Raw genomic sequence first — 9,109 nt, 5'->3', positions numbered from 1 at the left:
CTTCTGACTATTTTCTCTATTCGGTTGTTAATGTCCTTTTCATTCAGTTGTTGTCTGCGGTATTTCCCGCTGACAAATATAATAGTACCACAAATTTTAAACTTCGTCAACAACTTTTTTTATTTTTTTTATTTTTTTTATTTTAAAAATAAAAAAAAGATAGTAAAACCATTGATTTCACTATCTTTTCAAACTACAAATTTATTTTCTAAGATCATCAACAAGTTTAGTCTTCTCACTTGTCTTTTCATCTTTTAATTTTACAACTTTAGCTGGATTTCCTGCTACGACTGCACCAGCAGGAACATCTTCTAACACTATAGCACCAGCTGCTACCACTGAACCTTTTCCAATTCTAACTCCTTCTATTACAACAGCATTAGCTCCTATCATAACATCATCTTCAACTATTACAGGTTGTGCTGATGGAGGTTCTATCACTCCTGCTAATACAGTTCCTGCTCCAACATGACATCTTTTTCCTACAATAGCTCTTCCACCTAAAACAGCGTTCATATCTATCATAGTCCCCTCACCAATTTCAGCTCCAATATTTATAACAGCTCCCATCATTATAACAGCGTTATCTCCAATCTTAACTTTATCTCTTATTATTGCTCCTGGCTCAATTCTTGCATTTATAGCTTTTGTATCTAATAAAGGAACACCTGAATTTCTCGCTACATTTTCAACAAAATAGTTTTTTATAGTTTCTTTATTTTCCTCTAGTATAATAGAAATTTCTTGCCAATCACCTATTAAAATAACTCCTTCTTCACCTTTAAAAGTAAAAATACCATCATTTTCAAAATCAACACTTCCATTTATATAAACTTTACTTAATGTTTTCTTTTTAGAATTTTTTATAAAACTTATTAACTCCTCAGCTGTTTCTAATCTCATCTTTGTAATACCTCCTAATTTTTATTGAAAAATATCTTCCATTGTATATAATCTTGCTTCTTTTCCTTTTATAAATTCAGCACATTTCAAAGCTCCTACAGCAAATATTTTTTTTGACAGAGCTTTATGAGTTATTTCAATAATCTCATCCTCTCCTGCAAAAATAACTGTATGTTCTCCCACTATAGTTCCACCTCTAACAGCATGAACTCCAATCTCTTTAGCCTCTCTTTTAGTCACTCCTTCTCTACCATAAACCACATTGTATTTTTCTGTTAAAGCTTTTTGTACAGTATCTAAAAGAGTTATTGCTGTTCCACTTGGTGAATCTATCTTTTTATTATGATGCTTTTCTATTATCTCTATATCAAAGTTACCTTCTAATTTTGGTGTTAGAGTTTTTAAAACTCCATTCATTGCATTCACTCCCAAAGATGTGTTTGAAGATAATAAAATTGGAATATGTTTCGATGCTGCTAAAAGCTTCTCTAAAGTTTCTCCTGTATATCCTGTTGTAGCTATTACTAATGGATATTTTCTTTCAACACAAGAATCTATTAAGCTATTTAATTTACTAAAATGTGAAAAATCAATTACAACATCAATCTGCTCATCTTTTTTTATCTCTTCTATATTATCAACAAAAGCTACTATTTTTTCTCCGCCTAACTCTTTTATAGTTTTTCCCATGGCTCCTGTTCCATGCATAGCTATTTTCAAATCTCTTCACCCACTTCTGCTAGCTCTTTTTTCAGTATATCTATACTCTTTTGTTCTAACTCTCCTAACGGTAAACGACATCCACCAACATTCATACCTAAAAGGTTCATAGCTTTTTTCACTGGAATTGGATTAACTTCTACAAATAGTGATTTTACTAATCCATTATATTTCAACTGAAGTCTTCTAGCTTCGTTTACATCTCCATTTAAATAGCTATAAACCATATTATGAACCACTTTAGGCTCTATATTTGCTAAAACAGAAACTGTTCCTACTGCACCTATCGACATTAAAGGAACCGTCATATCGTCATTCCCTGAATATATCTCTAATTCAGGAACTAATCTTGCAATTTCACATGCATATGATATGTCTCCACTAGCTTCCTTTATTGCTACTATATTTTTTTGTTTTGCTAATTTTTTTAATAATCCTAAAGATAGATTAACTCCTGTTCTTCCAGGTACGTTATAAAGCATAATTGGTAAATCAACAAATTCCGCTATTGATATAAAATGCTTATAGATTCCATCTTCATTTCCTTTATTATAATAAGGAGTTACTAATAATAAGCCATCAACTCCCATACTTTCATATTTTTTAGACATTTCAATCGCTTGCTTTGTATTATTACTACCTGCACCAACAATTATAGGTAGCCTTTTTTTATTTACATCTAAAACAGTTTCAACAATTTTTATTTTTTCATCATCTGTTAGTGTACTCGCTTCTCCTGTTGTTCCTAATATTATTAGAGCATCTGTGCTATTTGCACAATGATATTCTACTAATTTTGATATCTCTAAATAATTTACACTCATATCTTCATTAAATGGTGTAATAAGTGCTACTCCTGATCCTTTAAACATATGCTACCCTCCACTACTAAATTTATAATTTGAAAATGTTCCTTTTATATTATAGGTTAGTTTCAAAAAATTCAATTCATTTTTTTAGATTTTTTATATTCTATTTATTTTTTAATAACTTCAGCTTACAAAAACTATTTTTTCTAGTCCATTATATAAGTTCCATTCTCGTTCCCTAAGCTTTCTCCAACAAAAATAGAAACACCATATTTCTTTCCTATCATTACAGCTCTTGTCTCCATAACTTTAGCACCATTTCTTGACATCTTTTCCATATCATCATAAGAAATTTTAGAAATCTTCTTAGCTGTAGTACTTTTTCTAGGATCCTCTGTATAAACTCCATCAACATCAGTATATATTTTACATTCACATTTTAAAAAACCTGCAAGAGCTACTGCTGTTGTATCAGAACCCCCTCTTCCTAACGTTGTTATATCTCCAATCTCATTAACCCCTTGAAATCCCGCAACTATAACTATTTTGTTGCTTTTTAATGTTTTTTCTAAAAACTCTGTATCTAAACTTATTATTTCACTATCTCCATGTTCTCCATTTGTTTTTAATCCTATTTGATACCCCGTATAAGAGACCGCTTCACATCCGATTGAGTTCAATGCTAAAGATAATAGTGCAACACTTTGTTGCTCTCCTGTACTTATAAGCATATCAAGCTCTCTTTTATTTGGTGTTAATGAAAAATATTGAGCTTTTTTCAATAGCTCATCTGTTGTTTTTCCCATTGCTGAAACAACTATAACAATTTCTTCAACTTTTTCTTTTAAACTCTTTATATAATTTGCTATTTTTTCTATCTTTTCCAAAGTAGCAACTGAACTTCCTCCATATTTCAAAACAACTCTCATCACTATGCACCTCTCAAAGTTTTTATATATATTTTACTTCTTTTAATCATGATTTTAAATTTATCAATTTCTTATTTTTTTTGTTCATATAAATTTTAAATAAATAAATATTTTATTACAATTTTATATTTATAAAGTTCTTAAAATATGAATTGTTTTTTTAAAAATTTGTTTTTATAAAAAAAAAAGAATATTATTAATTAATTATTCTTTAGGAGGTTACCATGAATTTTCTATTAAATAGCATTAGTAAATACAGAAGAGATTTACATCAAATTCCAGAAGTTGGTTTTAAAGAGTTCAAAACTCAAAAATATATAATTGAAGCTCTTACAGATATGGGTTATAATCCCAATATAATCTGCGAAACGGGAGTTTATGTTTTCATTCCCGGAAATTCAGAGTATTGTAAAGCTTTTAGAGCTGATATAGACGCTCTTTCTATTCAAGAAGAAAATACCTGTGAGTTTTCATCAAAGCACTCTGGCTTTATGCATGCATGTGGACACGATGGACATACTGCTGCGCTCTTAGGTTTTGCTCAGTATCTAACTACTATTAAAAATAAAAGCATCAGTACTCTTTTAATATTCCAACCTGCTGAGGAGGGACCTGGTGGAGCCAAGTTTATTTGTGAAGCTGGTTTATTAGAAAAATATAAAGTAAAAGAGATCTACTCATTCCATCTTTTCCCAGACTTAGAGGAAGGAACTGTTTCAACTAAAGCCGGTCCTTTTTTTGCTCAAGCAACAGAGTTTGATTGTAAAATTATAGCTAAAGGTGGGCATGGTGGAATGCCACACAAAACAAATGATCCCCTAATACCTTTTACTAAAATAATAGATTCTTATCAAACTATAATCTCTAGAAATCTTTCTCCATTCAGTGCAGGTGTTATAACTGTTGGACAATTTAATGGTGGAACTGTTAGAAATATTATTCCTAACTCTGTAGATTTCCATGGTACAATTAGAGCATATTCACAAGAGGATACTGAAAATATCATAAAGAGAATGAAGGATATTCATAGAGGAACGGAATTAGCATTTAATATAAAAGTGGAGGATGAATTTAGAATTCTTTATCCAGCAGTTATAAACGATGCTAAACTTTATAAAAAGTTTTTAAACGTTTCAAATAATTTTAATTTTATAGAAGGTGAAACTTTAGCATTAGCAGAAGATTTTGCTTTTTACGGTGAAAAAGTTCCTGCTGTATTTTTCCTACTAGGAACTAAAAATAAAAAGAAAAACTTTGTATCTCCTCTTCATTCATCAACATTCAATTTTGATGAAAAAGTTCTTCTTGAAGGAATTAAACTATTCACTAAAATTTGGGAGGACAACAATGAAATATAAAATGATTGTTACTGACCTTGACGATACTCTTTTAAACTCTCAAGGTAAAATTTCATCTGAAGATAAAAAAGCCATCATGGAAGCTCAAGAGGCTGGAGTTAAATTTGTTTTAGCATCAGGAAGACCTACATATGCAATGAGAGATCTTGCTAAGGAACTTCAACTTGAAAAATATGGAAGTTTTATTTTATCGTACAATGGCTCTATTATAACGGATTGTAAAACAAATAAAAATATTCTAGAAGAAACTTTAACAGTTGATGAAATCCATAAGCTTTATGATTTTAGTAAAAGAAAAAATGTCGAAATTATAACTTACCTAGAAGATACAATTGTATCTGAAGACTATAGCTCATACATCGAAGTTGAAGTAGATTTAACTAAGATGCCATTTGAAAAAGTTAAAAATTTCAAAGCCGCTATCGATAAAGACTGCGTAAAATGTATCATGTTAGAAGACCCTAATTATCTATCAAAAGTTGAAAAAGAATTAAAAAACGAGTTAGAAAAAGAGTTTTCTATCGCTATTTCAAAACCATTTTTCCTTGAGATTACAAAACTTGGGGTTGATAAGGGAAGTTCTCTTTTGAGATTAGTTGATTTAATTGGAATTAAAATAGAGGAAGTTATTGTCGTTGGAGACTCTTATAATGATTTGCCTATGCTTAAAGTTGCTGGACTTCCGGCATGCGTTGAAAATGCAAAACCTGAAATTAAAGATATCTGTAAATTTATATCAACTTCAAATAATAACAATGGTATGGCAAATCTAATAAAAAAATTAATATTTAAAAAGTAAAGTGGTTAGCCACTTTTCTTTTTAAATAAAATACTTTGATAATAAAAATAATTGACATTTAAAACATCTCATGGTAATATCATAGTATCAAATTTTTGGAGGAGTTTTATGCAAGTTTTTATTCATCATATATACGAGTTTGAAAAAGGTATTAGAAACCTTATTTTACATACTATTTCTGAAGATCTTTTAACATTTGTTGAGGATAGACTTAATACAAAAAATATAGCTTATAAAATATATAAAATAAAAAATGGAAGATACAATGTTTTCTTTGGAGATGAATCTTGTATCAACGTTATCAAAAAAATTGATAAATCCAATCTCTCTGAATACACTGCTGAAGAGGATTTTATTCTTGGAATTATGCTTGGATATGACAGAAAAAAACAATGTGATAGATATATACAATTTAAAAACAGAGAACATATCAAAGTTTCATAAAAGGAGGAAGAAATATGGTTGCTATTGTGGGTGGCTTAAAAAGAGGAGAAAGAGAATATCTAGAATTACTAAAATCTTATAATCTTAAAGGAAAAGTTTACAATACTCAATGCCCTAATTTTTGCAAAAAAATTAAAAATTGTGAAATGTGTATAATTTTCACAAATCTCGTTAGTCATAACCTTTTAAACAATTGTACTAAAGTTTGTAAAACTCAAAATATTCCAATTGTTCATTTAAACAATAACAGTATTTCAACACTTAAAGAAAACCTAGAAAAAGTCTACAAATAAAAAAGATTGCAATTATTGCAATCTTTTTTTCACATAGTTTAACCACGTTAAAACTCTTTTATTCTTAAGTAAAATCAAAATAACAAAATATATTATCCCATAAATTATAGGAGTAATTATTAACGTTAATAAATTTCCATAAGCTCTTAGCATATCTATTCTTAAATAAATCACTATTGAAATTATACTTCCAATAATTATTGTTAAGATTCTATCTTTAGTCATAATTTTATAATCCAAATAAAGTCTCTTCATCTGATAAATTTTAACTAATGCTATTATAATCTCTGTAATGAGTGTAGCTATTGCTGCACCATTTCTCAAATAAAGGGGTATTAAAAAATAATTTAACCCAATATTCAGAAATACTCCAGCTATAGAGATTATCAATATATCTCTTTCCAAATCGTTTGGCAACATTACCTGTCCACCTATAAATGTCCCTATCGCCAAAAATACTAAGCAAGGAGACATTATAATCATTGTTTCAATAGATCCAATAAATCCTTCTCCTGAAAATAAAACTGTAAATTCCCTAGCTAAAATCATCATCAAAACTGTAGCAGGAATTCCAACTATAAAAGCATAATCCATAAATACATCTATATTTTTATAAATATTCTCTTTCTCTTTTCTTTTTATAGCTCCAATTATTCTAGGAGATAACACTGTTCCTAAGGTTAATATTACAGGTAAGACCATTTTATACATTTTTACAGCAGCTGTATATAATCCAACCTCTGTATCATTTATCATTATTCCAAGCATTGTGGTATCAATACTTCCATATATTCCTATCGTAAAAATATATAAAAATATTATCAACATACTTTTCAGATGTCTTTTGAAATTCAATTCTTTAAAATTAAAATTGAAATATTTTCTAACACTAAAAACATCTATTATTCTTGCTAATACTTCTGGAACAACTAACAGCAGAGCATACAAATAATAATCATCTGGTGTCTTTATAAAATAAAATAAAAATCCTAATGATAAAATTCTAATTGTAAATGAACGAATTAATCTTCTTTTATGATTTTCCATAACCACAAAAAAATGATTTATATGAAAACATTCAAATAATACTTGAGCTGAAAAAATATAAAATATTAAACTTTCTTTTGTAAACTTACCATAAGATTTTACAGTTATTAAAAGAATTAGTAAAGAACCTACACTACTCAAAATTGTCATTAAAAAAAGTTCTGTAAAAATCTTTTTAAATTCTCCCCAATCTCCGATACCTTTTGCTTTAGATAACTCTTTTATTCCATAATTTGGAGCTCCTAAAACTGACACAATAACAAAATAAGCTACAACTCCCTGCACAAAATAAACTTTCCCTAGATATTCTGGCATTAAAACTCTAGATACATAGGGAAAGGTTATTATCGGGAAAATTGTATTACTTATTATAAGTAGTACATTGTATAAATAATTTTTTGAAACTGACATCTCTGTACATCCCTCTAATTTTCTTTTGGATTATAAAATATATAACCGATTGTTATTACTGCTAAAATCATTTGATACCATAACAACGGAATTATATCAAATGGTGAAACTTTACCACCAGCAAAACTAAGCATTATCAGCATCTGAGCTCCATAAGGAATAGCTCCTTGAGCAATACATGAAAATATATCCAAAACAGAAGCGCTTTTCTTAGGGTCTACCCCATATTTTTCTGATATTTTCTTAGCAATTGGTCCATTTATAATTATTGCAACAGTATTATTTGCAACTGCCATATCTGTTAATGTTACCAATAACCCCATACCTATTTGAGCACTCTTCACACCCTTTATTCTTTTTTCAATTGTATTCATTATCCACTCTACTCCACCAGCTTTTGTTACAAGTGATGCTAAACCTCCTGTTAAAAGAGAGAGTAAAAATATCTCTGTCATTCCTGTGAATCCATTATAAATCTCTTTTGCATAAGTCAACCATGTAAAATCACCATAAAATAGACCTATTGCTCCCGAAAGTCCTATTCCAGCTGTTAAAACAACAAATACATTTACTCCTATCAAAGAAAGAACTAACACAAATATATAAGGAAGAACTTTTATTAAATTAAAAACATACTCTCCAGTTTCTGGTGCTACATCTGGCTTTCCAAATATAATTAGTAAAATTAAAGTTAAAATTGCTGCTGGTGCCGCTATTTTTATATTAACCTTAAATTTATCTCTCATCTCTACACCTTGAGTTCTTGTAGCCGCTATTGTCGTATCTGAAATTATTGAAAGGTTATCTCCAAACATTGATCCACCCATTAATGCCGCTAATACCAACGGCATTGAAACACCACTTTTATCTGCTAATCCAACAGCTATTGGTGCTAACGAAACTATTGAACCTACAGATGTTCCTGTTGCAGTTGAAATAAATCCAGCGATTACAAATAATCCTGGTGCAATATAATGAGAAGGTACATACGTTAATCCTAAATTAACTGTAGAATCAACTCCTCCCATAGCTTTTGAAACTACTGCGAATGCACCAGCTAAAAGATAAATTATACACATCGTTATAATATCCTGATGACCACATCCTTCTAAAAAAGTTTCAAATTTTTCCTTAATGTTTCCTTTGAAAAGTAAAAATGCAGCAATTATTCCTGGAAAAATTGCCACCGGTGCTGGTAATTGATAAAATGCTAACTCCACACCCATTGAATCTAATATGATTCCGCTTCCTAAATAAAAACCTATGAAAACTAGAAATGGAATTAATCCTTTAAAGTCTCCTTTTATTTTTGTATTCATTTTTTACCCCCTTTTTATTTTCTGTTTCTGTTAACTTAAAATTTATTGAAACTACTCCAATCCTTTGAGGTATAATA

At 29.3% G+C, this 9,109-nt stretch carries 10 protein-coding genes; 4 read left to right on the top strand and 6 right to left on the bottom strand.

What is annotated here, in order from left to right; all coding sequences use genetic code 11:
• Positions 1–201: 201 nt before the first annotated feature.
• The 4 genes from dapD to L988_RS05720 form a co-directional block, all read right to left on the bottom strand.
• Positions 202–903, bottom strand: coding sequence for a 2,3,4,5-tetrahydropyridine-2,6-dicarboxylate N-acetyltransferase (gene dapD, locus L988_RS05735; RefSeq protein ID WP_047382483.1), 702 nt, complete (start codon positions 901–903; stop codon positions 202–204).
• Between the two features lie 21 nt (positions 904–924).
• A complete protein-coding gene (gene dapB / locus L988_RS05730; RefSeq protein ID WP_047382481.1) occupies positions 925–1,623 on the bottom strand; it encodes a 4-hydroxy-tetrahydrodipicolinate reductase in 699 nt (232 codons plus the stop codon).
• Entirely contained in the window at positions 1,620–2,495 is an 876-nt protein-coding gene (gene dapA, locus L988_RS05725; protein ID WP_047382480.1) for a 4-hydroxy-tetrahydrodipicolinate synthase, read from the bottom strand. The genes dapB and dapA overlap by 4 nt, the downstream gene beginning before the upstream one ends.
• A 143-nt stretch (positions 2,496–2,638) precedes the next feature.
• Positions 2,639–3,361 carry a hypothetical protein gene (locus L988_RS05720; RefSeq protein ID WP_081982706.1) on the bottom strand — a complete coding sequence of 241 codons (723 nt, stop codon included), beginning with the start codon at positions 3,359–3,361 and terminating at the stop codon, positions 2,639–2,641.
• A gap of 224 nt (positions 3,362–3,585) precedes the next feature.
• Here L988_RS05720 and L988_RS05715 point away from each other — a divergent pair, with 224 nt between their 5' ends.
• The 4 genes from L988_RS05715 (at position 3,586) to L988_RS05700 (ending at position 6,255) form a co-directional block, all read left to right on the top strand.
• On the top strand, positions 3,586–4,719 hold the full coding sequence (locus tag L988_RS05715) for a M20 family metallopeptidase (RefSeq protein ID WP_047382478.1): 1,134 nt from the start codon (positions 3,586–3,588) through the stop codon (positions 4,717–4,719).
• A complete protein-coding gene (locus L988_RS05710; protein WP_047382476.1) occupies positions 4,709–5,518 on the top strand; it encodes a Cof-type HAD-IIB family hydrolase in 810 nt (269 codons plus the stop codon). Before L988_RS05715 ends, L988_RS05710 begins: the two co-directional genes overlap by 11 nt.
• A 108-nt stretch (positions 5,519–5,626) precedes the next feature.
• Positions 5,627–5,962 carry a DUF2023 family protein gene (locus L988_RS05705; protein WP_047382474.1) on the top strand — a complete coding sequence of 112 codons (336 nt, stop codon included), beginning with the start codon at positions 5,627–5,629 and terminating at the stop codon, positions 5,960–5,962.
• A gap of 14 nt (positions 5,963–5,976) precedes the next feature.
• Positions 5,977–6,255: a DUF2325 domain-containing protein gene (locus L988_RS05700; RefSeq protein WP_047382471.1), complete on the top strand. Its 279-nt coding sequence runs from the start codon at positions 5,977–5,979 to the stop codon at positions 6,253–6,255.
• A gap of 12 nt (positions 6,256–6,267) precedes the next feature.
• Here L988_RS05700 and L988_RS05695 read toward each other — a convergent pair whose 3' ends face one another.
• On the bottom strand, positions 6,268–7,713 hold the full coding sequence (locus L988_RS05695) for a flippase (protein ID WP_047382470.1): 1,446 nt from the start codon (positions 7,711–7,713) through the stop codon (positions 6,268–6,270).
• A 14-nt stretch (positions 7,714–7,727) separates the two neighbouring features.
• Entirely contained in the window at positions 7,728–9,032 is a 1,305-nt protein-coding gene (locus L988_RS05690) for a Na+/H+ antiporter NhaC family protein (RefSeq protein ID WP_047382467.1), read from the bottom strand.
• Between the last annotated feature and the right edge of the window lie 77 nt (positions 9,033–9,109).

Source organism: Cetobacterium sp. ZWU0022, assembly GCF_000800875.1.
In the GTDB taxonomy this organism is placed as follows: Bacteria; Fusobacteriota; Fusobacteriia; order Fusobacteriales; family Fusobacteriaceae; genus Cetobacterium_A.
Note: the sequence above shows the minus strand (reverse complement) of the source record. Positions and strands in the feature narration are given on the sequence as shown.

Excerpts from the sequence above, each read along its gene's own strand:
- L988_RS05700 (WP_047382471.1), top strand. The coding sequence starts at position 5,977 with ATGGTTGCTATTGTGGGTGGCTTAAAAAGAGGAGAAAGAGAATATCTA.
- L988_RS05720 (WP_081982706.1), bottom strand. The coding sequence starts at position 3,361 with ATGAGAGTTGTTTTGAAATATGGAGGAAGTTCAGTTGCTACTTTGGAA.
- L988_RS05715 (WP_047382478.1), top strand. The coding sequence starts at position 3,586 with ATGAATTTTCTATTAAATAGCATTAGTAAATACAGAAGAGATTTACAT.
- L988_RS05695 (WP_047382470.1), bottom strand. The coding sequence starts at position 7,713 with ATGTCAGTTTCAAAAAATTATTTATACAATGTACTACTTATAATAAGT.
- L988_RS05705 (WP_047382474.1), top strand. The coding sequence starts at position 5,627 with ATGCAAGTTTTTATTCATCATATATACGAGTTTGAAAAAGGTATTAGA.
- L988_RS05690 (WP_047382467.1), bottom strand. The coding sequence starts at position 9,032 with ATGAATACAAAAATAAAAGGAGACTTTAAAGGATTAATTCCATTTCTA.
- L988_RS05710 (WP_047382476.1), top strand. The coding sequence starts at position 4,709 with ATGAAATATAAAATGATTGTTACTGACCTTGACGATACTCTTTTAAAC.
- dapA (WP_047382480.1), bottom strand. The coding sequence starts at position 2,495 with ATGTTTAAAGGATCAGGAGTAGCACTTATTACACCATTTAATGAAGAT.
- dapD (WP_047382483.1), bottom strand. The coding sequence starts at position 903 with ATGAGATTAGAAACAGCTGAGGAGTTAATAAGTTTTATAAAAAATTCT.